This window comes from Lysinibacillus sp. NPDC093197 (assembly GCF_044754025.1).
In the GTDB taxonomy this organism is placed as follows: Bacteria; Bacillota; Bacilli; order Bacillales_A; family Planococcaceae; genus Lysinibacillus.
The window spans coordinates 810,315-835,394 of sequence record NZ_JBIVOH010000001.1 but is presented as its reverse complement, the minus strand read 5'-3'; the positions used below and the strand labels follow the sequence as shown (position 1 = coordinate 835,394).

The 25,080-nt window shown below is 36.8% G+C and carries 20 protein-coding genes; all 20 read left to right on the top strand.

What is annotated here, in order from left to right; translation table 11 throughout:
- Position 1 precedes the first annotated feature (1 nt).
- The 20 genes from ACIP9G_RS04265 (at position 2) to ACIP9G_RS04170 (ending at position 25,040) form a co-directional block, all read left to right on the top strand.
- Positions 2–478, top strand: a complete 477-nt coding sequence (locus ACIP9G_RS04265) for a hypothetical protein (RefSeq protein WP_401017633.1) — start codon at positions 2–4, stop codon at positions 476–478.
- 20 nt (positions 479–498) lie between these two features.
- A complete protein-coding gene (locus ACIP9G_RS04260) occupies positions 499–975 on the top strand; it encodes a hypothetical protein (RefSeq protein ID WP_401017631.1) in 477 nt (158 codons plus the stop codon).
- Positions 976–1,270: 295 nt separating this feature from the next.
- Positions 1,271–2,194, top strand: coding sequence for a serine/threonine-protein kinase (locus tag ACIP9G_RS04255; protein WP_401017628.1), 924 nt, complete (start codon positions 1,271–1,273; stop codon positions 2,192–2,194).
- A 460-nt stretch (positions 2,195–2,654) separates the two neighbouring features.
- The gene (locus tag ACIP9G_RS04250; protein ID WP_401017625.1) at positions 2,655–4,823 is read left to right on the top strand and encodes a transcriptional regulator; all 2,169 of its coding nucleotides are present in this window, start codon (positions 2,655–2,657) and stop codon (positions 4,821–4,823) included.
- Between the two features lie 242 nt (positions 4,824–5,065).
- On the top strand, positions 5,066–5,491 hold the full coding sequence (locus ACIP9G_RS04245) for a membrane-associated protease 1 (protein WP_340823784.1): 426 nt from the start codon (positions 5,066–5,068) through the stop codon (positions 5,489–5,491).
- Between the two features lie 82 nt (positions 5,492–5,573).
- Positions 5,574–6,014 (top strand): J domain-containing protein, encoded by a 441-nt coding sequence (locus ACIP9G_RS04240; protein WP_401017622.1) that lies wholly within the window; start codon positions 5,574–5,576, stop codon positions 6,012–6,014.
- A 29-nt stretch (positions 6,015–6,043) separates the two neighbouring features.
- A complete protein-coding gene (locus ACIP9G_RS04235) occupies positions 6,044–6,622 on the top strand; it encodes an FHA domain-containing protein (RefSeq protein ID WP_401017619.1) in 579 nt (192 codons plus the stop codon).
- 39 nt (positions 6,623–6,661) lie between these two features.
- Positions 6,662–7,189 carry an FHA domain-containing protein gene (locus ACIP9G_RS04230; protein WP_340823789.1) on the top strand — a complete coding sequence of 176 codons (528 nt, stop codon included), beginning with the start codon at positions 6,662–6,664 and terminating at the stop codon, positions 7,187–7,189.
- Between the two features lie 6 nt (positions 7,190–7,195).
- Positions 7,196–8,035 carry a PP2C family protein-serine/threonine phosphatase gene (locus tag ACIP9G_RS04225; RefSeq protein WP_340823790.1) on the top strand — a complete coding sequence of 280 codons (840 nt, stop codon included), beginning with the start codon at positions 7,196–7,198 and terminating at the stop codon, positions 8,033–8,035.
- Between the two features lie 83 nt (positions 8,036–8,118).
- Complete coding sequence (locus ACIP9G_RS04220) at positions 8,119–9,702, top strand: serine/threonine protein phosphatase (RefSeq protein WP_401017615.1); 1,584 nt, start codon at positions 8,119–8,121, stop codon at positions 9,700–9,702.
- A gap of 1 nt (position 9,703) precedes the next feature.
- Entirely contained in the window at positions 9,704–10,981 is a 1,278-nt protein-coding gene (locus ACIP9G_RS04215; RefSeq protein ID WP_401017612.1) for a normocyte-binding protein, read from the top strand.
- Entirely contained in the window at positions 10,972–11,667 is a 696-nt protein-coding gene (locus tag ACIP9G_RS04210; protein ID WP_401017609.1) for an iron-dependent peroxidase, read from the top strand. The genes ACIP9G_RS04215 and ACIP9G_RS04210 overlap by 10 nt, the downstream gene beginning before the upstream one ends.
- Before the next feature lie 24 nt (positions 11,668–11,691).
- The gene (locus ACIP9G_RS04205; protein ID WP_401017606.1) at positions 11,692–14,340 is read left to right on the top strand and encodes a molecular chaperone; all 2,649 of its coding nucleotides are present in this window, start codon (positions 11,692–11,694) and stop codon (positions 14,338–14,340) included.
- A gap of 46 nt (positions 14,341–14,386) precedes the next feature.
- A complete protein-coding gene (locus tag ACIP9G_RS04200) occupies positions 14,387–15,160 on the top strand; it encodes a DNA and RNA helicase (RefSeq protein WP_401017603.1) in 774 nt (257 codons plus the stop codon).
- Between the two features lie 105 nt (positions 15,161–15,265).
- Complete coding sequence (locus ACIP9G_RS04195; protein ID WP_401017600.1) at positions 15,266–15,907, top strand: hypothetical protein; 642 nt, start codon at positions 15,266–15,268, stop codon at positions 15,905–15,907.
- Positions 15,907–17,403 (top strand): phage baseplate assembly protein V, encoded by a 1,497-nt coding sequence (locus tag ACIP9G_RS04190; RefSeq protein WP_401017597.1) that lies wholly within the window; start codon positions 15,907–15,909, stop codon positions 17,401–17,403. Before ACIP9G_RS04195 ends, ACIP9G_RS04190 begins: the two co-directional genes overlap by 1 nt.
- A gap of 15 nt (positions 17,404–17,418) precedes the next feature.
- On the top strand, positions 17,419–18,516 hold the full coding sequence (locus ACIP9G_RS04185; protein WP_401017594.1) for a pentapeptide repeat-containing protein: 1,098 nt from the start codon (positions 17,419–17,421) through the stop codon (positions 18,514–18,516).
- Positions 18,517–18,562: 46 nt separating this feature from the next.
- Positions 18,563–19,060: a hypothetical protein gene (locus ACIP9G_RS04180; protein ID WP_401017591.1), complete on the top strand. Its 498-nt coding sequence runs from the start codon at positions 18,563–18,565 to the stop codon at positions 19,058–19,060.
- Positions 19,061–19,126: 66 nt separating this feature from the next.
- Complete coding sequence (locus ACIP9G_RS04175) at positions 19,127–19,525, top strand: DUF4280 domain-containing protein (protein WP_172771975.1); 399 nt, start codon at positions 19,127–19,129, stop codon at positions 19,523–19,525.
- Between the two features lie 31 nt (positions 19,526–19,556).
- Entirely contained in the window at positions 19,557–25,040 is a 5,484-nt protein-coding gene (locus ACIP9G_RS04170; RefSeq protein ID WP_401017588.1) for an RHS repeat-associated core domain-containing protein, read from the top strand.
- Positions 25,041–25,080 lie beyond the last annotated feature (40 nt).

Below are 25,080 nucleotides of genomic sequence, written 5' to 3'. Positions count from 1 at the left end.
TATGAAAATTAGATTTGATTTAGAAGAAGATGATGTATCGGTTCTAAAAAATAAAAATGTTCGTGCAGATTATTATCTTGATAGCTATTTAGAAGTATTTGCACTTGAAAATAATAAGAATATTTTTCTCTTCTCCACAACGTTGCATAGTACAATCATTATTACATTTAGTCGACAATTAATTGAGTTACATCGAACGAGTAAGAAACAGGTTCTTGATACTTTTGGAAATGCGAATGTCTATACCTTTAAAAAAGTAGGGAATTATATGGTGATCACAAATTTTGATGTCTTTTCTAATTCAGAAGAATGGGAATATACCTTTGATTTTAATGCATTTGTGAAAGCTTATACGAAAGCATTACAACGACATTTGGGAAATTTGGTAGTAAAAGATGCGAATATTATAAAACGTCCAAACTTTGTTCTACTTAGCCAAGGATTAAACGAATTAGAAGGTATTGTACAAGAGAAATAATTTGGAGAGGTACTATAAACATGAAAATTAGATTTGATCTAGAAGAAGATGATGTATCGGTTCTGAAAAATAAAACCGTCCATGCAGATTATTATCTCGACAGCTATTTGGAAGTATTTGTTATCGAAAAAAATAAGGAAGTATTACTTTTCTTTACAACAATGCACAGTACTATTGTTATTGATTTCAATCAACTATTAATAGAGTTGCATCAAACTGGCAAGGAGCAAACTCTTGAGACTTTTGGTAATGCCAATATCTATACATTTAAAAAAGAAGGAGGTAATATTCTGATTACAAACTTTGATGAATTCTCTAATACAGAAGAATGGCTATATTCATTTGATTTTATGGAATTTACGAAGGCTTATACAAAAGAGCTGCGACGATATTTGCATGCGATGGTAATGGAAGAAGCTAACATTATGAAACGTCCAAACTTTGTTTTACTTAGACAAGGATTATTGGAATTAGAAGATATTGTACAGGAGAATTAATTAGGTGAGAAAATGAAAATTAGATTCGATAACGAAAATGACGAACTGAACTAAATTCATCCGATTAGTAGTACTACTAATCGGACTTTTTTATGATTTTTGATGGATAGAAAAGGCAAGGCATGTTATGGAGTTGGAAGTTTCATATCCAATAATTATTTTATTAAAAGGTGTATTTTATATAATTTCTTTAATTTGTATTTTAGTTAAAATAATTACATATTGAGATAGCGTTCTACTTTATGATTATTGTTTTAAGAGCAACAAAATTTGATGAAAGGGAGGAAAAATGAGAATGTCTGTGGCTCAATGTGAAGTAAGCTTACCTGTACATAGTATTCTTCATGATACATATAAAACAAAAGAAGTAATTGCTACTAGTAAATTATCTATTGTTTATTTGGCGGAAACACTCAATGAAGGCAGGCAGGTAACGATTAAAGAGTTTTTCCCACAGGAACTTGCGTTACGGGATTTAGATAATAGAGCAGTGATAAATCGTTTGCCATCTACAAAAACAAAATTTGAGGATTTAAAAGCAACTTTTCTAAACGAAGCCATCATCATGAAGCAAATAAGTCATCGAAATATTGTCAATTTTATAGACTTTTTTGAGGAGAATGAAACGCTATATATCATAATGGATTATTATGAAGGCATATTATTAGATCATTATTTAAAAGATATTTCACTTAAATATAGGGAGCAATTATACACTAGTATTTTTCTGCCGTTAATTGATGCTTTAAGTTACCTACATAAACAAGGTATTCTACATCGAGACATTAAACCGAGTAATATTATGATCGATTTAGAGGGTAATCCATTTTTACTAGACTTTGGATCTGCGATTTTTTATAAAAATGCCAAAGAATATCAAATTTTTATAAGTCCAGGGTACACTCCTCTTGAGCAATATTCAAATGTCTCTGTACAAGGGGTCTATACAGATATGTATAGTTTAGCAGCAACTTTTTATTATTTATTAACAAATATGGTTCCACCTGATATTTCACAGAGGCTAATTGAGGATAATATTGATCATATAAGAAAATATAATAAAAGGGTAACTATGCTTTTAGCCCATACAATCATGTGGGGAATGGCTTTACAGGCAAAAAAAAGATGCCCTTCTTTAAAAGTTATGAAATGCATTATTCTATTTGAAGATTTTGTCAATAGAATAAGGAACTATTTTAAGGTAAATAATACAAAATAACCAATAAATTAGGTTGTGTAATCCGATACTATCATTTTACAATGCAACTAAGAGCGAACCAAACAGCTAAAGGCGTATTTAAAATACACCTTAGGCTGTTTTTTTTGATAAAAAAAAGTGAATATCTACACTTTTTTTAGAGAAATATCATAAAAATTATAATGTCGCTTTTTTATCGGAAATCCATTAGTGTCCTATAATTTACAAAATATTCTATTGTAAATATTGACAATATAATTAGATATTGTATAGTTACTTTGTGATACATAATGTCATTTGTGATGTAGATAAAAGGGTTATGAAATTACAACTTCAGTTTTAGCTAAACTGTATTTTATTTTACTTTAGTTGGAATTTTATTACTTAAAAGTAAATTTAAAGTTTGTATTCACTAATGATTATGCTTACTCGAAATTTACTATAAAAAGGAGGGATGGCTGTAGGTTTTACAGCCGAATAAATGGAGATTATTAATCAAACAAACAGAACAATGCTCTTTGAGGAAATCAATCCAGAAAAGCTGGATTTGATTACACTAGTGGGGGATGTAAAAGGAATTGACAGTTTAAGTGATGAGAAAGTGAAAGAAATAAATCAATACCTTCTTGTAAAAAGCTTTGACGAATTTTTAGATAAGTTCTCTCCAACGGTCTATTCGTTCTACAATGCTGCGAATCAGAAAGTAATGTATACGCTTAAAAAACCTGAAGGCATTCAAGAAGATTGTATTTCCGAAATAGCAATCGATCAAAACAATGATTTTTTAAAGATGCTATTTACCCTCATTGATACAAAACGAAGCCAAGGAATTACGAATGTAGACTTTAAATTTGAAAATTTACTAGATATGATCTCTCCGAAAAAGGTGATGGATGATATTCGCCAAGTAAGAAAAGAGATTCATTACTTGTATGGTGAATATGACAAGCTAGATGAAGGGGATCCGAAAAAGCTAGACACAGGGGATAAGTTAAATCTTATGTTCGAAGTAGCTAGCCGAAATTATAACAATGTTATGGCTATGTTGCCGTTAGCAATCGAAGATATTAAAACGAGACTGCTACTAGGAGCTAATCAAGAGGAAAACGAATCCGAAAAACTGCAAATCGGGACACTTACAATTGGTGATACGGGTGAATTAAAAATTATCGAGGCACCTCAAACGAATACTTCTGAGTTGATGGTTATTGAGGAGAATAGTAACTATGGTTTAAGTACTGTTTTTGAGGAAGACTATGAGGCGATTACAGAATCACCATCTTCCTATGTAAAGGATTTAGTAGTAAGAACATTCTCGCCATTACCATCTATAAAAGCAGATTTTGACGTGGAAACAGAAGTTCAAAATTACAATACATACCTAGAATTTTATAAGGATGCAAAGGATGAATTTGTAAAGACAGTGAAGCCATTAGTAGAAAAGCTACTAGGTGTCAAAATGTATTTTGATCAATATGCGACAAAAAATAAAGGTATGCAACCTTCGTTATTAGTGACAAATGCAAAATTGGATATGCTCGTTAAGAGTAATAATTTACCAAGGTTGCGGACGTATTTAAATACAGTCAATTCAAAAAATGATTTCACAGATACTGTATGGTATGGCATCGTTCCAGCCATTGAATTAGAAGCATCTGGAAAAATGAAAGTTAGTAGATCTCGATTCAAAGGAAATGAAAAGGTTGCAAAGCAAGAAGGCAACACAATGGAATCCTTATCTAGTCTTCTAGATACAGTAAAAGATTATAAAGTCCAAATATTCTTTAACTTTATGACGGAAGAAGAAACTACTTTCAACGGCATTGCAACAGCAGGCATTGACCGTCTCATCGATAAATGTTCGGTTCTCCTTCGAAAAGATTACAGTGAATTTGCGATTCCTTGCTTACCCAATTTTACAATTATTCCAAAAGACAAGTCAGGCGTAGTCATTGATACAAGGATGCAATCAACTGAAAATGGTGCGCGCCTATCGAAAGAAAAAGAAGATATTCTCAAGCTTTGGATAGAAGGCGTATATGTAGGAGCGAGCTATGTAGCAGCAGGTATTGTGTCTGCTTATCAATGTCCTGAGTACTTAAAGGAATCATTCCGCAATGTAAAGAGAAGTTATCCAGGCGTACGCTTTGACATAGAAGCAGGCGATAACTCATTAAGAGCTGTGACAACAATGGCTAAAGAAATTTCTGGGTTCACGAACAATATTAAAGATGCGATTAATAGCAGAAGCTTTGGTTTTGTATTCTCATCAGAAAATGCACAGCTACAGGATAAAGATATTAAACGTATTACAGTGTACAAAGCAAGAAGTTTAGCGATGGAAGAGGATGGATTTGATTCAATCTACAAAACACAAGTGAGTACGTATATTGAAAGAATTTTAAGATTCCAATCAGGGGACTTCAAGCACGAAAACATTGTTCGATTCTTTAGTAATAATCCAAGTAGTCAAAAAAGTAAGTGGCTTAATGATAAAGGCTATGTAAACTCCGTTATCCATGATGGTGATGACATTGGCTACATTATTGATGAAAAAACAAGCTTATGCCAAATTGATCTCGTATTTAACGGCAATGTGAAGAATCTTGAAGTAATGATTACTAAAGGAACAAGTGCTGTAAAAGCTTAAAAAGTACCAATAATAGACTGCATACAACGATTTTTAAATTGTATGTTTAAGATTTATTTTTTAATAAATCTTTTAACATAAATATGAATGACCTCAACATACTGACTTGATGAAATAAATACATATTTCTCGTTGAAATTCTTTTAAAATTTACACGAGAAATGAAGTCAGCTAGAAACATGGTCATTTTTATCAAGTTTAGTATGACGAGTGCGTTCACAAAATATTAGGAGGTAATAAGAATGGGTTTTTTATTAAAAGTAGAAGGATCAGAAGCAATTGAATTAGGATTAGAGAGCATTATGACAGTTGAGTATGAAACAGATACACCAAATGATTCGAACGCTCGCTCAACAGATGTAGGAGCAACTTTAAAAGTAAAAGGAAAAATCCTTACTGCTACAGATGGCGACAATTCGGATGATACGATGAAATTAGGTTTATGGTCACTAGTACCTGCTGAAAAGGCAGACTGTTATCGTAAAGTAACACTAGAAGTCATTTCAGCTGATCAAGTAGTAAGAAAAATCCATTTCCCAAATGCCTTCGTTGTTGACTATTCAGAAAGATATGGCGACACAGAAGGTATCGGAGAATTCTACTTATTCATTAAGCAGAAGAAAGACAAAACAGATTTAGCGAAGATCGAAGGCGGCTATGCTGTTTAAGTAGAAGTTTGATAGGTCACACCACATTATCTAAGGGACTATATAGTTCCTTAGATAATTTTGAATAATCCTAATACAGGGGATGAAATTAGTGAAAAATCATTATGAAATTTTAGGTGTCAGCAGACAAGCAACGCAAGACCAAATTAAGCTCGCATACAGAAAATTATCTAAAAAGCATCATCCTGACGTAAGTGGAGGCAATAAACAGTCAGAGCAAATTTTTTTAGAAGTGCAAGAGGCCTATAAAGTATTAAAGGACACGTCTTCTAGAGAAGCATACGATGCACGTCTTGATAGTGCAGCACAAAGCGGTGGGCAATCATTTGAACAGGCAACCAATACGAAAGATCAAACAACTACCTATAAGCAAGAGTTTAATATGAACGATATCGAAAAAAACTTTGAGCACTTTTTTGGTTTTAATCCAAAAACAAAGGAAACGTCGTCAACCCTTCATAAAACGGCAAAGAAAAACCCAATAGATACGACTGATTTATTCGAACGTTTTTTTAACAAGTAAAGCAAGTTAGCGAGGAGGAGAATGCTTTCGTGAATGACATAAAAAATGCAATGGAAGTAAACACGCACAATGAAAAAAACCAAATGATGATAAAAATTATCGATATCATCATTGTGATAATCGCCTTCTTTTTTATTTTATATGTGTTTGTTATGAATCAGAATTTTCTTTTGAAAACGATTATTGGGACGATGATAGTCATCTTTGCCCTTGTTTATGGATTAATAAAATACGAAGCAAAAGAGACAATCTATGAATTTACAGATACGAACATTCGGAAAATTGTATTACTCAATGAACGTGGCGTAGAAATAGAAGAATGGCTGCTAGAAGGGAAAACTTCATTGCTCATTGGGAAAAGCTCAACTGAACAAGAGGTAGATATAAATTTAAATGGCACTGAATACGAATCGCTCATTAATTATGAGCATGCTGTTTTAAATTGTGTATCCGGTATGTGGTACATAGAAGACATTGACTCTGTTAATGGGGTAGGCGTTAAAAAAGCGCATAAGCGTGTGAAAAGTAGTTTAAAACAGGAAAGCCCTTATCGTTTAAATAGTGGAGATATTATATACATAGCAAATACTAGAATTTTAGCAAAATAAAGAGAAGCTAGATTCATAACGAAGACGGAGGATAACAATATGAGTTTGATTAGATGTACGAATGGTCATATGTTTAGTTCGAGAAGACATAGAAATGTTTGTCCCTATTGTAATGTCATGGTAGAGCAAGAAACAAGAATTACGAGTACGGCTACGGCTGTTGCAGAAGTAGATGATAAAACGATGCCCTATCTTGGGGAAATGGATGGGATTGATCCTGTAACAGGGTGGTTAGTTTGCATTGAAGGTCCTCCAATGGGACGAGATTATAGAATTTTATCTGAAAAGAACTTTATCGGACGAGCAGAAGATATGCATATCCGCATCATTGGCGATAATAGCATTTCAAAACGCAATCATGCAGTCATTGTATATGATCCTAAAAAAAGAAACTTTTATTTGTTACCAGGAGATGCATCAGGTTTAGCTTATCTAAATAATGAAGCGGTTTATACACCAACAGAATTAGCAGCATACGATGTTATCCAACTAGGTACAAGTATGTTTTTATTTATTCCTCTATGTGGTGTTCATTTTGAATGGGAAAACAACCAAAGCGGGGAATGATGAAAAATGGATCAGACACTACTATCTTACATGATTGTACTTGCTTTTATCATTGTTATCATCGCTTTGCTCGTATTGCGCAAAATACTGATGCAAAAAAAAGAAACGAGCAAGATTGCAATAGGAAATGGGCAAACGATTGGCAGACGAGACGAACAGGATGATTATTTTTCGACTGTGGAAACAACGGTTGGCACGATGGCCGTTCTTGCTGATGGCATCAGTGGATTAGCAAATGGCAGAATGGCCAGTACGGTTGCGGTTACGACATTTATTCATAAATTTATGAAGCTTACTAGTATAGCGAATATCCAGTCCTATTTTAAGGAAACCGCTTTAACAAGCAATGGAATGATCCTAGAAAATTTAAATGGTTCTAATGGCGGAACTACATTAGTAGCAGCCGTAATTGATGAGCATGGTTACTTACATTGGGGAGCTGTTGGAGATAGCATTATTTCGATATTTCGAAATGGCGAATTCATCGCAATCAATCAAAAGCATATTTTTGAATCGGTATTAAAGGAACGCTATATTTCAGGAGAAATTTCTCAGCTAGAGGTGCAAGAAAACCCACTGAAAAAGAGACTGATTAACTATTTAGGATATGAAGGGTTCAAAAATCTAGATACTGGGGAGAAACCTATCCAGCTAAGAAATGGTGACAAGGTCTGTCTATTTAGTGATGGTGTCTACGATACTTTAACAGAAGTAGAAATGGAAAAAATGCTCTCTCAGCATGCCCCTCCCTATGATATAGCTCAAAATATTATTAAAGCTGTTGAACAAAAGCGTTTAAAAAATCAAGACAATGCAACAATCGTGATTTTAGAAAAAATATGGTAATCCGTTCATGTTAAGGAGGTGGAATAATGCGAAAGGAAAACAGCGACTTTAAAACAAGCTTTCTCTCGGAAGCAGGCTCATTTATGCAAAATAAAGATTACTTTGCCTATGCTGAGCTGGATGATGTTGCTTGTTGGGTTGCAGTAAAAGGGTTGGATTCAGATCAAGAGATCAATAGTGCAGAACTAGCGGTCAAAGGTATTCTCGAAAAATTTATGGAAAAGCCGTCAATGTCCAGAAGAGCTATTAATAAGTATTTGAAAAATGCTCAAGCTATCCTTCAAGCTCAAAGCTTAAGGGTAAGATTGAAGGCTAGTATCGTAATGGTTGTATCAGATTATTCAAAAATGATCGTTGCAGTTGCAGGAAATTCTCGTCTTTATCATTTTCGTAATGGCACCTTATCGTATAAAAGCACTGATCAAAGTTTAGCACAGGAAATCGTCAATAGTAGGGATCGTTCGCTCGATATAAGCCAGCATGAGGAAAGAAGCAACTTACTCAATTATCTTGGTAAGCCGAATGATTTTACGCCATTTGTCTCTAAGAAAATGAAGTTAATTGATGGCGATGTATTAGTACTTAGTACAGCAGGCTTTTGGGAAGATGTCAGTGAGGTTGAAATGGCAGATGCGCTAGAGGAGACGAAAGATCCTGAGCAATACACTGATTTATTAGAAGAGGTGCTTTTAAGTAGGCAAAGGAAAGTAGTAAATAATTACACAATCGCTGCGATATTTGTGAACAAGGTTTATCAGGAAACAAATAAGAAAAAAATGAAATACATTAAAACGATTGCTGCTGCATTAGTCGTCGCTTTAGTCATTGGTGGCGGTACTATTTTTTATCAGGCAAAACAAGTGAAAAAAATGGCGGAATTAACCGTTGAGATGAAGGATCATGAAAAGAGTGGAAACCTTTATTTTCAAGACGCTAATTATGAAAAGGCGCTTTTAGAATACAGTGAAGGTAGAAATGCGGCCAAAAAATTGAAGGATACAATACATAGAAATTTACTCGCTAAAAAATTAAGAATTACGGACTTAATCATCAATGGAGATAAATCAGCCGAAGCGGGGAAATTTACTGAAGCCCTTGAGCAATACGAAAAGGCTAAAAAAGAAGGCAAGCTCATTAAAAACTTTGGAAAAGAAGTAACTGAACAACGAATAGCCAATATGGATACCATTGTACAAATTGCTGAAACAGTGAAGGATGGAGATTTTCAATTTGATGCAGAAGATTACAATGGAGCCCTTGCAAACTATCAAAAAGCAAGGAAAAAAGCTCTTACAATCGCCTTTACTGGCGAGCCTCAAATAAAGTCAAAAATTGAAGAAACAGAAGCTAAAATTGCCGAATTGAAAAAAGCACAGAAAGAATTACAGGCTGAAGGCTTAGAAAAGAATGGCGATCAAAGCTATGCGCGTCTAGATTACGAGAAAGCAATTGAATCCTACACCTTGGCTCAGGAAATTTATCAGGAAACAGAACTAATCGCAAAGGTTTTAGGGCTTGAGCGAAAAATTATGAATGCCAATGATAAATTAAATCCTACTCCTCAAACTGCTGATATCGATCCGTCATTTGAAGCGGCACTTCCTATGGAGGGAGGGGCAGCAAGCGGTGAGCCATCTGATGCTGAAGTGATGAAAGAGGGAAAATAAATTGATAAAAGAGCTCATGATTGAACGGTTACGCAAAATTGAGGATTTGGAGCAACGTCAACTACTAAAAGACATTGTAAGTGGCGTTTTTGTAAATTTAATCGACTATCAAGAGGAAATGAATAAAAGGCTTGAAGAGCGTGTTTTTAATGAAATTGAAGATGTGGAGAATCGGTTTGATATATACGTAACGCTAAGTTCTAAGGAGGATATTGATCCGATTCATCAATATTTATTTCCGATGCGACCAGTGGATTTAGAAAGTAAAACGATCCAAATAAATCAATTGCTTCAATCGCTAGAACGCAATGAACAAGCCGTACTGTATACATTATTTCTCGCGTGTGATTCGGTACAAATTCAGCAGTTACTAACTGAGGAACGGCTGTTTAATGGAACCCTTGTTACGACAGAAGGACCAATAGAGATTCAGGTTAGTCTTACAAGAAATATGGACTACTTGCAAGAAATCAACAAGCTATATCCGATCTTTCAAGTAAATGGATTGCCATGGAAAACTATTAATCATCCATTCGCCTATAAGTTTTTTAATGTGAATTTAGAGAAATGTCCACCTCTAAACGAGGAAGCTGAAATCACTGATATTATTGTTGATTTACAAGAATATGAGCCAAAAAAACGACTGAATATGGTGCCACTATGGAATATCGAACGTCATGAGGTCAAAAATGTTGGATTCCCTGTTCCTGCTATCGATAAGGTCAATTATGAGCATGTCCTTTCCATTCGGAAAATGGGAAGTGAACATGGCTATCTTGTAGAAGCTGATGAGGAGAATGTTCGCTATATCAAACGGACAGACAATGAATTAACAGTTGTTTCGCCACAAGATAAGTCAGGGGTTTGGAAGCTATTAAAAATTGTAAATATGGAAGAAGAGAATATTGGCAAGCTACATTATGAGCTTGTATCCAATCGACGAATAGAGCATTTTATGTCCAAATTCGCTCGGAAGCATTCTGCAAATGTCAAAACGAAGGGTGAAATTATTAGGATGGTTAACACCTTCGAGGCGGCAAATAGATTTGAGCTTGTTGATGTTGAAATAGTAGATTCGTTTTTAGAAGCAAGCTTTACTTACTCTGCGAATCCTTTCATAACAGAAATGTTAGGCGAGAATAGCTACAAAAAAATAATGCTTTTAAAGTTTAAAGCCAAGGTGGAAAAGGACTTCATAGCAAATGATATTTTGAGCTTCTTAGTATCAGAAGTACAACGACATTTCTTCGAATTTAAATGTGTAGGTGTTTGGCAATGAATTATATTTGGGATTTGCTTATAAAAGCAGAGGATGAAGGGCTTTCAAAAAAGGATATCTATTTTTACCTTGCTGAAACGTATTCGCCCTATATGGAGCTTAGTCTTCCATTATTAAATGCTCAGTTTGTTGAACAGCACGTTGATGTGAATCCGTATTACCGCTATTTTGGCATTTTTAACAACCTTTTTCACCCAGATAATCGTAAAGACATAGAGTTTAGAGAATACTTTTTAGACATCGTCTTGCATTTTTTAGCTGAAATTGATCGGATGCAAGGGATGAACACAAAAGAATTTTACATTCGATTTATATTAAGAGATATCGAAGCCAATGTATTTGGCAATGAGGTGCGCCATAATATTCATGCCTTTTCAAAAAAAGAGCAAGAAATAGTTGTACTAAACATGCTAAAGCTGTACCAGACAGGTGAAGAGATTTACTTATTAAAGGACACGTTTAAAAGGCTATTTAAAGGTTGCTTGATCTATATAAAATCGGAGGAACAGGATGAGCTCCTTATTTATATAAGTCAAAAGAAGTCACAACAAAATGAGCAGAAAGTGCAGCTTATACAAGAAATCTTTTTGCCGATTGGTTTTCAATTAGAGGTTTTTTGGCAATATCACTTCGGCATTATTGATGCTGAGCAAACGATGCAGCTAGATCGAATAGCTCTTTACTAAACAGAGCAAAAGGAGGGCTTCGAAATGACGACTAAATATTCATATAAGCTGAATGTCAATAATCGCTTCGCAGAAAAGAAGTATATGACATTTACACGTGTAGAGCTAATGGAAATGACCACATTCCAGCTGCGAAATATTTGTTATAAGGAAAAGCTCGTGACAGGGCTTATTAATACACTAACGAGAGATGAGTTAATCGACAAGATTATAAGATATCGTGGGGCTGAAGAAAACCTTCTTATTAAAGAAAGCAAAGATGGGGGCTTTGAAAGAGTCGAAGCGGCTATGCAAAACTATTTGAAAACACCGATGTCTGACAATGGTGAAATAAAAATCCCTGCGAAAATGAGCTTATACAGCGGTATGAAAATGGATAAGCCAGATCAGTATTATGTTGAAACAGGTGGTTTTCTTGTTGAATCAAATGTACTGCTTGTCAATGATCAAATGGATCTTTGCGCCATCCTGAATGTCATTAAAGATGACCAGCGCCCTAACAAATATTACTTTGTTGCAGATGAAGCATTAGGGATTCAGAAGACAAAAAATAAAAACTACAGCTTTATTTTTTTAAGAAAGCAAGATTCAGAGTATATCTATAAAACTTACTACCAGGAGACCCCACTTCCGCCCATTAACCTTCACTACTATAAAGTACCAATACAAGATTTAGAGATTAAACAGCTAGAAACAACCAATGCTATTCTTGCTATTGACTTTGGCACGACGAATACAACCGCTGGTGTCTATTTAGAAAGTGATTATGTCTCCTCACCTTGTAGCCATGATTTATTAAATAACAGAATTCAGCTAAACAGCATCAATTTTGTGCAATTTCCAGACCCGCTACACCAAAATGAATGGATTGAAGTTGTTCCGACAGTTATGACAGTGGCAGATTGTTCAAATCAAGACCAAGTGAGCTATTACTACGGCTATGAAGCATTAAAAATGATGAAAAAAAATAGCTATACGTCATTAGCAACGAAATTCCAAGGCATTAAACGGTGGGTGAGTAACTATACAAAATCAGAAGAGATAATGGATGCAAATGGCAATACAGCACTTGTGCCACGAAGCCAAATATTAAGAGAATTTATGCTTTATATTATTCGAATGGCAGAACATCAATTTAAATGTCGCTTTGCACATTTACATATTTCTAGTCCTGTAAAGCTAAAAACGCAATTTTTGGACATGTTTCAGGCGATCCTACCTGAATACAATATCGAAACAGAGCATGCACTTGATGAAGGGATGGCAGTTCTCTATAATACAATCGCCAATCAAATAGAGAATAATAGCTTTTTGGATGAAAAGGAATATAAGGCACTCGTCATTGATTGTGGTGGCGGAACAACAGATCTTTCTTCCTGTAAGTTCCGAATAGAGGATGGGCATATTTCATACAAAATCGATATTCATACAACTTATGAAAATGGTGATACCAATTTTGGTGGCAACAATATTACATATCGTATTTTCCAATTTATGAAGATTGTTTTTGCAAACTATTATAGCCGAGGGAAAAATGCTTATGACATTGATGCATTAATTGATATTCCAGGCAAGGATATTTATCGATATGTAGACGATCACGGTGTGGAAGCCGTTTACGAGCAATTTGAAAAAGCTTTTTCAGATGCTGAGTATATTATTCCGACGCGCTTTAAGGAATATGAAAATCGCACACGTGATGAATATCTACGTGTCCGCAATAATTATTATTTCTTATGGGAAATGGCTGAAGAAATGAAGAAAGAGTTTTTCCGTAAAACAGGCATTTTACGGAGCCGTTTTTATTCAGAAAACGATCTGCAACAGGACAGTGACTTGAATGTAACGGCAGTTGATCGCTGGTGCCTATCATTAGTAGAAAACAATCAATTTAAAGATGTGTATGATTATCCGAACGTCTTTTTTAATATTAAAGAAATTAACCATCTGATTAAAGCTGATATTTATGATATTGTACGAGAGTTTTTGGAAGAGTTTTATGAGAACGGGCTACTCAGCGAATATTCCATTATTAAGCTCACAGGCCAATCGTGTAAAATTGATGCTTTTCGCGAGGCTTTAAAGGAGTTTGTACCAGGACGAAGCATTGAATTTAGACAGAAGGCTGAAAATATTGGGAAAGTGCCAGAGTTAAAGCTAGCCTGCCTAAGAGGGGCACTTCGCTATTTAAATGCCAAGAAGATAGGCATGATTGAAACAACCGTGACGAATCATGCGCCTGTTGTACCTTATGCGGTAAGTGCCTTTACACATAATCGTCAGGAAAAACTTCTAATTAGCAGTCTAGAGCGACTTAACCAAATTCATGGCACCATTTCTCGACCATGGGGTGTAACGGAAGTTGAATTTTTCCTAACAGGCACCGACAATCAAATATCCTATAAATACACGTATGTTAATCGCCATGAAGGGTATGAGCCTGTTTTTTATGACAATATAGCAGCTAATTATCAACATAAAATTCCACAGGATGAGACAGATTCCATTATGAATGGAGAAGTGAAATTTTTCGTCTTCGCAGGAGAAGATCACTGGGGTTTCCATGTCGTCCCTGTAGCTAGAACGGAAGAACAACTATTAATTGGCAAAAAGGAATTCTTTGCCTTTGAAACCGATTTATCAGAGTTGGATTTCTTTGACGGCTTAAAGTAAAGAAAGTGCTCAAAAGTGAAAAACAAGAATAGAGGTGGATGACAGCTTGTTTGCCAATCAATATCCACATTTTCAAAAAGGTCGCATTTTAAAGCGAGAAATGCTGGAAAATTTACGAGATTACCCAAGAGAGTTTTTAGATATTTATTTCCAAGATTATTCAAACGGCATTATTGCTGGTGTCAATATCATTGTAGCGGATACACTGCTAATCATTTCAAACGGCATTATCAAGCATAATGGCAGACTTTATATGCTAACGAATAGCTTTGAGCTTCCTTATGAAGCAACAGGAAATGAGACAATCTTAAAAGTACGATTTGCAGAAGAAGTAAATGACTTAGATTTTAGAAAACACAAATCACAGATTGTCTTAGACGATTCGCTTGAGCTTGCACATAATGAGCTAGAATTAGCACGCTTTAAATTAAAGTTAGGTGCTAAACTGCGCTCACAGCATACCGATTTTTTCGACTTTGCCACTGAATTCAACACAGTGAATTATCTTCACTGCCAATATGCAGGCTTACAAAAAAGCACATACCACCCACTTATTTTGCAATATTTTGCACGCGAGCTGTTAAAAAATCGACCATCCAATCCATATGATATCGCCTTTGCCATGGAGTGCCTAAATAAGGATCGGGTGCAACGGGATGTGATTAATTTCTATATTTGCAATCGGCTTGAGCTAGACGATCAATCACTAACGAATAGTCAAATTCATAAATATTTGAACCGTATTTTAATGGAAGCGAAAGGTGGTGGTCGTATGAAAGGACTCAGTCAAGGGCGACCGAAGCGTGTGATTGTTGACTAGCTAGTAGTCTGCAAGCATTTTTACAGCATTAAATCAGAAGGTTTTTGTCACAACAAAACAACAAAGCATACTCACAAGACTTTAAAAACAAAGGGGGCGAACAAAATGAATTTCATGGATGAAGAAATTATTGAAATGACGAAACACGCAAGGCAAAAGAAACGAACGGAGAACATTGAAAACCAATTATTGCAAACGGACGTTGTGAAAGGAATTAAAGCGGGTCAGCTAACGATTGAAGATGAAATAATTGAATTTGCAGAGCTTCGTTTTTACGACAATCAAATACGGATGTCTATTCCTACAACCTTTGAAGAGATGGAAACGGATTTAAAGGATATTAAATACCCTTCAAGCCGTAGACCTGATTACATCTATACAAGTGTAAGTACGTCCATTAACGTCACGATGAAAATAATGGAGCAACAGCTACAAGAAGAGGAATTAGAGGATTTTACAGAAACGATGATGACTATCCTGCAAAAATTACAGCCAGATGCAGAAATGTTGGATATCGGCATGAAGGAAGTGAATGGACTACAAATTGGCTATTTTGATTTTATTTCGAAGGCACTCGATAACAAGATTTATAATTTAATGTTTTTGTTTATAGCAGGCGACAATGTGGCAACAGGTTCAGTTAATTGCTTGAAAAAAGAAATGAATATTTGGCAACCGGTTGCTTATGGCATGTTGGAAACAATCGCAATTGAAAACAAATCATTCAATGGAGAAGGTGTTGTGTGATGACAAAGGAAACAGCTTTGACGTATAAAGATATGATTGTGATGCCTTACAATATCCGCGTGAGTGAAATCGAAATGACACAACAAATGAATGAGCATGCAACATTGCGTTTAACAGGCGTCATTCCAGATGAACTGGAAGACTCTTACGTTTATATGACTGACGCAGAAACGGCAATTGAAGTACTGCAAATTGGTAGTACGGGACAATCGACGCCTATTTTTAATGGACTAGCATTAGATGTGCAAGTGAAATCGGTAATGGGTACGTATTATTTGGAGGTTATGGCGGTATCGCATACGTATGTGCTAGATGTGAAGAAGAAAAACCAAACGTACCAAAATGCAAAGATGGCTTATACAGAACTAATAAATGAATGTATTGCCGACCAGCCAGGTGCAGACTTTATGGATCATGTCACAAAAGGTGCTAGTATTGGTAACTTTACGATGCAATATTTAGAGACGGACTGGGAGTTTCTAAAACGCATGGCATCAAGATTTCATACGGGTTTAGTGCCAGATACAATTCATAGTGCAGCAAAGTTTTACTTCGGCGTACCATTCCAAGCGGGTGCAGTGCAGAAAATGGATGCAATGAATTACCGTGTTAAAAAAGCAATTGGTAATTTTCTCATCTCAAGTAAAAATCATATCGACAGTATTACCGATAGTGACTACATGTACTATGAAGTAGAATCGCCGCAACTATTCAAAATCGGTAATGAAGTTACGTTTCAATCGAAAAAACTATATGTTTTTAAAATTGTCTCCAAGCTTAAAAATGGCTTATTAAAACATATTTATACGCTTACACCTCAGAACGGCTTCAGTGTTCATACGACTTATAATCAAGCGATTATTGGCGCATCTATTCAAGGAAAAGTCATTGATGTGGCAGGGGACAAAATTCGTATACATGTTGATTTCGATGAGGGGCAAGAAAAAAATAAGGCTTATTGGTTTCCATACTCAACGATCTATGCATCAGAGGATAACACAGGTTGGTATTTTATGCCAGAGTTATCTGACAATGTTAGAATCTACTTCCCAAGCAATCGTGAGGATGAAGGAATTGCCATTAGCTCAGTGTCCAAAGCACCACCACAATCTGGGGCAATGTTATCAGCAAGCAATCCTTCTAGTCAGGGGGGAGGAGGCGGTGCTTCACCACCAGAAGATAGCCGCCAAGATCCGGGTCGCATGGCTGATCCCGATGTAAAAACCCTTAGAACAAAGCATGGTAAACAAATTCTACTCGCACCTGATCGCATTGTCATTTCTGGTGGTGGATTAATGATTACACTGATGGATGATAATGGTATTTCAATTATTAGTGATAAAAATATTAACTTAAAAGCAACAGATAAAGTCGTTATAAATGCCAAGCAAATTATGATAAATGCTAATGAGAAAATTGAGATGACATGTAAAGACAATTCAATCAAGATGGAAGACAAAATGGAGATTAAAGGAACTGAAGTACGTGCAAATTAGTGAGGATGTAGATACATGAAACGAGAAGAAGCATTACAGCATTTTATGGATGAATGCGTGTCAGTTCATGTTCACCGTTTGCAGGAGAAAGTGGATCGACAGTTTCGCAACGATAAGGAAGTTTTACTTCAACCAATCATTCATGCACTTGAACAGCTATTTGCGAATATTCATGAACAGCAAGAACAAGGAAAGTTAGCGCCAGTTGCTTTTATTCATCTATCATTGCTTCGAACATCATTACTAGAAAACAAGTTTACGTATGTACTAGAAGCATATGGAGAAACATGGTATTGCAATTGGACACAATGCACAGCACAGTATGAAGCGGATTGGCTTTGTGAGGCGATGTTCGAATTACAAAAAACGCTTGAGAAAGAAAGAAAACCCTATATTAGCATTCAAGCAGCGGACGTCCGCGTTATTATGCAGCAGACAGTCTTACTGTTTCATCAATATATTATCCAATTACTACGTTATCTTTTTCGTTATCAACAACAACGCGTCCCTAAACTCCATTTTCAACGAGCGACGTGCTTACGATTTCGAGTCGGTGAATATAAAGGGTTTAGTGAAGATGTCGCGATTATGGACGAACGACAACGAGTAGAAAAAGATGTCTTGTTCACGTTAGCGTCAAAAGAGACGGATCAATCGTATACGTTTGGAAACTATTCAAATCTACCTTTACAGCACAAAGATTTCAATCAGTTGGACTTTTCCTATGCGAATTTCCAAGACAGTGATTTAGCAGGAGCTACAATGCAACGAAGTGTTTGCATCGGTACGAATTTTGTAAATGGTCAATTAGCGAATGTGGATTTTTCCTATGCAATGATTCAAGATACTGATTTTCGACATGCCAATTTAGCAGGTGCTAATTTTACGCATGCACAAGGAAAAATCTTGAAGTTCTCTCAAAATGAAGTTCCATGTTATCTTGGCACTGATTTCAGTTATGCAAATTTGCAACAGGCAAAATTTGAATTTGCTCAAATTGCTGGTGCCAATTTTACAGGTGCTAATTTGAAAGGAGCAACATTCTTTCAACGCGATCAAGGGAAGTATCAATTCAGCCAAGCCCAAATACAAGATATTCATTGGATTCAGTAATGTCGTCCGTACGGGAAGATAGGTATGAAGTTCACAGGAGGTCAAGATGGAATACTTTATTGTTCAGCAAGATCCCACTATTACAAATCCGATTCTTCCTTTGAAGACAGACCTTGATGATGATTTTGTTTGTTCGTCGGTATTTGCAGAAGTAGTGGAAAAAGAGCATGCAGTATATTTGGATTATTTAGAAAAGCCTCGGACAATTGTGTCGGATCAATTAAAAAAGTTATTCGTAAAATTTGAGGATCACTTAGCATTTACAGCCATCGTATTTACAGATGTGAAAAAAGGGACACAGCGCTTATATTGGCTGATGGACATGGTGGAGAAAAACTGTATTTCCCAGGAAACGACTTATTATCCAGACGGACGTATAAATGAGCTCGTAATAAACCCTAGGAAGGTTGAATTGGACTATATTTTTCAAGTCAATAGTCAAAGAGAATCTTTTACTATCGTTCATTTAGATGTTGCAGAAAGTATATTAAGACGACCATTTCTTGGACTTCAATTGCAGCGCGTCAAACTAGAACGATATTAAAAAGCGTTCAAATGGAAATCAAATCAAAAGTGCAATTTGAAACATAGACGAAGGGAAGGGTACCGAATGGCTCAAGTTGTAGAAAATTTGGAGACAGAAGGTTCGGAACAAGAGCAATTTAGTTACGTGGTCCATGGAGCAATTATTTCCTGTGAGCATGGTAGCCACCTTAATTATTTAAATTTACCACAGGATCATGGTGTTTATATTAAAGATAAAGCCGTATTGAATGTAGGCGATCGAAACCCCGACAACATTCCCACCTTTGGCGTCTGCTTGAAGTTACAAAAACCGTGTACGCCCACATGTTCCATCGACTGGATGGAAGGGATGGAAAATGTCAATATCGAGGGCAAGCAAGCACTATTATCCCGTTGTCATACGCAATGCTCAGCGGGAGGAGGCAAAATTGATATTGTGCATGATGGGCAAGAGGAATTAGAAATACCGAAACAAGGCTTTTAAAAGAAAGCATGGAGTGGAAAGGAGGTAAGTAATGAAGACACTAGGAGAAAAGGAAGTCAGCATGATAACGACGTATGAGGATCTTGTGCTCGAATGGCCTTATCCTCTTATTCATATAGATAAACTCACGATAAAACATCAAGGCAATGACCATGCGAGATTGTCCTTTACAGGAATGATTGCGGAAGAGCAAGCGCAAAAATATATTCAACGTGTCAGTCATTCAGATGAAGTCGTTGTTAAATTTGGTAGGCAACAAGACATCTTGTTCTCAGGTAGAATTGAAAATGCAGAGTTGCAGGCTGCCCAAGGGGTGCATTATGTTTCAGTTGAGGCTGTATCGTTTACAGCCAATATGGACGTTGCAAAACGCTCACGTTCTTTTCAAGATGCGAATATGACCTATGTGGCGTTACTCGATACCATTGTAGGTGCTTATCCTCAAGGGGATTACATCGATCAGGTGTCGAACGGTCAAGCAATAGGTCATATCTCGATTCAATACATGGAGACAGATTGGGCATTTATAAAAAGAGTGGCTTCTAATCTACAGGCAGTAGTTTTTCCTGATTTACAAGGAAAGGGACCACGATTTTGGTTTGGCACACCAGAAAGTAAGAAAAGCGTAACAATCGACCATCTACCTTCAGTATTACATATGGATGTAGATACATATCGGTTAATTACTGAAAACGATGGTACAGATGTAAGTGAAACCGATTATACATTTTGTGCGTTTGAAAGCACAGAAGCGTACGAGTTGGGTACATCGGTACAATTAAAGGGAAAATCCTATGTTATCACGGTTCGGGAAATTCATCTCGAAGCGGGTGTACTAAAGTTTCAATATACTGCTCAACGAGAAAAAAGTATTCGTCAACGATTAGTACGCAATTTAGATTTGATTGGGGCAGCCTTTACAGGGAAAATTATTGATGTCACGCAAAACACGGTCAAAATTCATTTAGATATCGATAAAAAACAAGAGAAAGAAAAAGCACATTGGTTTGCTTATTCAGCAGATGCAAATGGTGTTATGTATTTAATGCCGCAAAAAGGGGCACGTGCCCAATTGCATTTTCCAAGTGCTGTAGAACAAGATGCCATTGTCATTAGCTCAGTACGTGTTTCGCCTGCCACACCAGAAGGCGGACAAAAACAAACGAAAAAAATGGCAGACACGACCGTGAAATCGTTAGCGACCAATGCGGGGAAAGATATGACACTAGGGGTTGGAGATATTACCTTTAGTGCAGTAGATGGTGTATTGGACCTTAAGATGGATGATGGAGAAGGCGTGACATTTCAAAGTAACAGTACCATCATGCTAGCGGCAGATGAAACACTAGAAATAAGTGGGATGAACGAGCTATCCGTAGAAGCGGAGGAATGGATTGCCATTTCAGCGAAGGAGCAAAGCCATATTATCCTTGCTGGTGACACACAGTTAATTAGTACGCTAATTGAACAAGAAGGCATAGAGAAAAAAAGTCAACCACCGAAGTTAAATGAAGAAGCAATCGAAGCTACATCAAAAGTGGATGTCATCTTCCCACAAAAAGCAGAGCAGAAAAAGGAGAAAAAAAGCTTCTTTAGTAAGTTGCTTGATAATGTTAGTTTAGCGTTAGATGTTGCTGGATTTATTCCAGGTATCGGAACCATCGCGGATATTGCCAACGCAGGTATTAGCTTGGTAAGAGGAGACTTTATGGGCGCAGCGATGAACATAGTCGGTGCAGTGCCAATCGTTGGGGATGCCGCAAAAACAGCCTACAAGGTCAATAAAGCGGCAAAAGTAGCAGAGGCAGCAAGTAAAACCGCCAAGGCTGCGGATAAGGCAGTGGATGCTTCCAAGGCAGTAAAAGGGATGAAGGCCGCTTACTCCAAAGTGTCGCAAACACTTGATACGGTTTCGGCAGTAGCGAACAAAGGCACAAAAAGTATGAAAACAGCAGCCGATAAAGTAATCGCCTCGATGGATGAAGTGCTAGCTGTGTCAAAAGCTGTCGACGGTATGAAGGCGATGGCCAAAACAGAGCTGACTAAATTCAATCATCAAGTACTAAAGAAATTTAACTGTACAAAAGGATTAAGTGATAAATTCTGTAAAAAAGGCTTTGAACCGGTTGATTTAATTACCGGGCGCATGATCTATGAAGGTGTTGACTTTGAACTACCTGGCCCTATCCCCCTTGCATGGGAACGTGCGTGGTACAGTGATAGTAGTCGAGTTGGATTAACCGGGCATGGTATGCACTTTACATACGATCTAGCCTTAGAAATATTTGAAGAAGAAGAGCTAATCGGCATTGTGGTGACGGATGGTCGCGCAGTAGGGTTTCCAATTTTACCAATTAATTTACCATATTTTAATAAAAAAGATAGAATGACCCTGAAGAATACGGGTGTGGAATACCATTTGTTTGAGCATGATACACGCTTGCTTTATGTATTTGAACAAACAACCGAGACGACATACCGATTAAAAGAAGTAAGAAATGAACAAGACCACCATATTCAATTTACGTATAACCTGAAAGGCTTCTTATCTCAAGTAACAGATAGTGTAGGGCGTGTATTAGATGTTACGGCAAATGAAGCGGGCAGAATGACGGAAGTCGCTTTACGTAACCAAACGAGTCGTGAAGTGTTAGTACGCTATGTTTACAATGATGTTCAAGATTTAATCGAAATCCAAGATGCATTAGGGCAAAGTACACATATCCAATATGTGAACCACTTAATGATGCAAAAAATAGACCGTAATAAAAATAGTTTCTACTGGCGCTATGATGGGCCAACGACAGGTGCACGCGTCATTAAAACATGGGGAGATGGCAATGTCCTTGCAGGTGAGCTTGCCTATTACGATGGCTATAACGAAATTACCAATAGCTTAGGGCATACAAGTACTTACTATTTTAATGAAGATAACCTATGTACGAAAATTATGTATCCAGATGGTAGTGAGGTCAGCTATGACTATAATGAGGACTTTGAATTACTGCAAGAAGTAGATGAAGATGGTCGTGTAACAACTTTCAGCTATGATGAATGGGCAAATCCAGTCACGATGACGCTGGCAGATGGCAGTACGTTATCCTCTCAGCATGATGACAAAGATCGGCTGATTCAGGCAGTTAATCCAGAGGGCGGTAGTCGCCAGTGGATTTATAATGAAGACGGGACATTACAGGCATCGGTTTTAGAAGATGGTACAAAGACTGAATTTTCCTATAATGAACATCGTTTAATTGACACGGTGAAAAATGCGCAAGGCCATATGGTAACCTTAACGTATGACGCTGACCTAAATTTAAGCCGAGTAACATTACCAGATGGGACAAGTTCAACATGGACATACGACCGTCGTGGAAACTGCACAAGCACAACTAATCCACTCGGTGCCACAGAAAAGTTCCGTTATGACCAATTAAATCGCCTAGTACGCGCAAATCTATCCGATGGTAACGACGTTCAACTAAAGTACAATGCTTATGATGATATTATTTTTGCAAAGGATAACCATACACAAGTCGCCTTTGATTACACGATTTTAGGCAGCTTAACATCCCGTAAACAAGGTGGCAAGCAAGTACAATTCACCTACGATACAGAGGAGCAATTAACCGCTGTTATTAATGAAAAAGGCGAAGCGTACAAATTTGAACGCGATACAAAAGGCAATATTATCAAGGAAATCGGCTTTGATGACATGGAAAAAGCGTATGAACGAAGCCTCGCAGGTTTTGTGCAGCACATTCAACGCCCAGAGAATCGTTGGACAGCCTATCAGCACGATGCGCTCGGAAATATTATTCGCTCTGACTACTATGATGGTACGTGGGAAACATTTAGCTATGACAAAAACGGCGCATTACAAGAGACAGAAAATGAGCATGTAACCGTTAAGCTAGAACGAGATTCATCTGGGCAAGTGATCAAGGAATGGCAAAATGATCAGTGGATTGCTAGTAGCTATGACGAGCTAGGCAATCGGTCTCAGATAACAAGTAGCCTCGGTGCTAAAATCGATGTCACGCGCAATGAGCTGGGTAATGTCTTACAAATGATCGCCTCCCGCTCCGAGCAAGCCGAGTGGACAGCCTCGATGCAGTACAATGAACTTGGTCAAGAGATTGAACGAATCCTACCAGGAGATGTTATTAGTAAATGGCAATATGATATCACAGGTAGACCAACACACCAAAGAGTAAGTAGCCAAAATCGCGATACACGAAGACGTGCCTACAATTGGGATGTCAATCATCAATTACGAAGTATGGTCAACGAGCTAACGGGTGTAAAAGTGACTTATGGTTACGACGAATTTAGTAACCTCGTCTGGGCCAATCAAGATAGTCGTCAATTTGATTTCTTATACCGCAGTGTCGATGATGTCGGCAATCTATATGAAACAAAAGACAAAAAAGACCGCATCTATGGCGCAGGCAGTAGATTACTAGAAACAAAAGATGCCAAATTCTCCTATGACGAAGAAGGAAATCTCGTAGAGAAAGTCGAACATAATGGAGATACATGGAAGTACGAGTACTATGGCAATGGTATGATGGCGAAGGTCTTGAAGCCAGATATGACAGAAGTAACTTTCAAGTATGACACACTAGGTAGGCGGATAGAGAAGTGTTCAGAAGGTAGAGCTACTCATTTTGTATGGGATGGCAATACGATTTTACATGAGTATTTGTCACAGGATAATTCAGTGGAGAATGCCTCACAGACAGAAGTCGAAATCGCAGACAGTCTCGTTACATGGGTATTCAATGATGGCTTTGTCCCTTCTGCAAAAATCACGAATGACGGATACTACAGCATTATTAGTGATTATCTAGGAACGCCTGTCGAAGCTTATGATGAACAAGGTCATAAGGTTTGGTCGGCTGAGCTTGATGTGTATGGGCGAGTGAACGAGTTTACGGGTGAAAAGGATTTCATTCCATTTAGGTATCAAGGGCAGTATGATGATATAGAGATTGGTTTGTATTATAACCGATTCCGATACTATGATCCAGAGCAAGGGAATTATACGCAGGTTGACCCGATTGGGCTTAACGGAGGATTAGTACTATATGGGTATGTACACAATCCAAATACTTGGGTAGATGTATTTGGTCTACGTGGTAAAGATAGTTATCCATCATGGATGAAGAAGAAATCTGGATTTGAAAGACATCATATCATACCGTATCATTTATGGAGTACACATCCACTATTACTAAAATCAGGGCTAAACGTTAATGCAGCATTAAATATGATGATGTTACCAAGATTTCCATCAAAACATCCAAGTAAAGTAACACATAGTTTCTTTAAACTTGGTACAGAACATCATAATATTTACAATCGTGATATGAATGATCTTTTGGATGAAAAATACGAGGTTGCTAAAAAAGAAAAATGGAGTACAGAAAGAATGCAAAAGGAGATTCGTGATTTACAACATGGGACTCGCAACAAGTTAAATGATAGAAATAAATATATAGGATGTAAATAAAAGTGATATATGTAAAATAAGGTATTCAAAAAATAATAAT